The 1,700-nt window shown below is 41.8% G+C and carries 2 protein-coding genes; both read right to left on the reverse strand.

What is annotated here, in order from left to right; translation table 11 throughout:
- The coding region (locus AC6F75_RS10530; RefSeq protein ID WP_500714981.1) for a PorP/SprF family type IX secretion system membrane protein at positions 1-773 on the reverse strand (773 nt) is incomplete at its 3' end.
- Between the two features lie 162 nt (positions 774-935).
- A partial coding sequence (locus AC6F75_RS10535; RefSeq protein ID WP_500714982.1) for a T9SS type B sorting domain-containing protein occupies positions 936-1,700 on the reverse strand: 765 nt, incomplete at its 5' end.

Here is a 1,700-nt window from a genome sequence, read left to right on the forward strand (position 1 = left end):
CTTCTGTATGAAATTCCTCCCCACAAACTTCCAAAATCCATGGCCCGATAGGCTTTAAAGTTTGCGTCAAATCCCGCTTCATTTGTTCTTTCATAAAACTGAAACAAAAATGAGGGTTCATAGGACCAATCTGAATTAAAACTACCACTAAAAGTATATGCGCCGGAAAAAAGATACCTTCTTTGATTAGGAGATTCTATACCTTCCGTATATATATTCCTGTTTTGAAAGATGATGTTTTTTACGGTAAAGTGAACAGATAAATCAAGAAAATTGTATGACATCCCTAAATCAACATTAAAATAAGAGCTGCTTTGCATAATTCCCGCAATTACCGGGTCAAAATCACTCAAATCAAAATTTGTTTCATCAAGTCTGTTTTGTACTATTCCCGCACTTAATCCAAATGAAAGTTGATTTAAATCCACTTCACTTCTGGAAAACATGATATGATGTGCATAAGTAAGATAAGCCCCGGTTTGAGAATGAAACCCGTTCTTATCATTAAAAGCAACAACCCCAATGCCCGATCTTTCACCCACTCTCATATTAGCGGATAAGGTCTGTAAGTTGGGTGCATTGTTTTGGTCAAACCATTGTTGTCTTGCTGTAAGCCTAAGCTGTCCACTGTTTGCAGCACCAGCCATTGATGGATGGAGTATGTATAAATTGTCTGCAAAATAATCAGAGTATAATGGGATTCCATCTTGCCCCTGTGCGTAATAAAAAAATGATAGAACCAACAAGATGGTGGCATTATATTTTAAATTCATCTGTTCTTTTTAATTTGTTGTTTAATAGTTTGTCTTGAATTATCGAAATGGAAAACCCCAAGACTAAACCTGCCTGCCCTTTTACACTTTATAGCTCGATGCAAAAAAGGCAGGCTAGTTTGTTTTACTAATACTCTAACGGGAATTTCACTGAAATATTTTTTATCTCTTTAATGTAAAATGTCCTCTAAACTCCTTTATAATTTCATCTTCAAGATACTCCACCTTGAACCAGTAATCATTTGACGGCATGGGCCTGCCATTGTAAGTGCCGTCCCAACCTTGCCCGGTGGGGCTCAATTGTTTCAACAACTTGCCGTAGCGGTCAAATATATAAATTTTTGCCGTAGGATAGTTCGCAATTCCTATGATATTCCAGGTGTCGTGATAACCGTCGTTGTTGGGCGTGAAATACAAGGGGTAATCGATCACACTCACTTCTATGGTTACACTGCCACAACCATTGCGGTCGGTAATCGTAACGATGTGTGTGCCAGGGGTAACGTTGTCCCAGTGGCCTATGTCCTGATACGGGCCGTCATCCAACCTGAAGATATAATCGCCCAAGCCCTCGGCCGTGGCCCCTATGGCGTGTGACCCCGCAAAGGCAGAGGTAACGGTTTGTGCACTGTAGGTGATCGGTGGTGATGACAGTATGACCGTGGTACTCGCCTGGATCTCACAGCCCGTTTGGGCATCAATCACCGTTACTGTATATACACCTCCTTGGGTGGCTGTAATGCTTCCCTGGGACAGGTCAAATTGTATCTGCCCGTCTATCTCCCAAATAAAAATGTAATCCGGGGTGCTTAAGCCGGTGTCGATCACCGGGGGTGAGGTCGAACCAAAATCTTCAGGGATCACATTGCCAAATTCATCCACACACAAACGGTAGCTCTCCTGCAAGGCTATCAACTCAGGCAATGG

It is taken from the genome of Planktosalinus sp. (assembly GCF_059864935.1).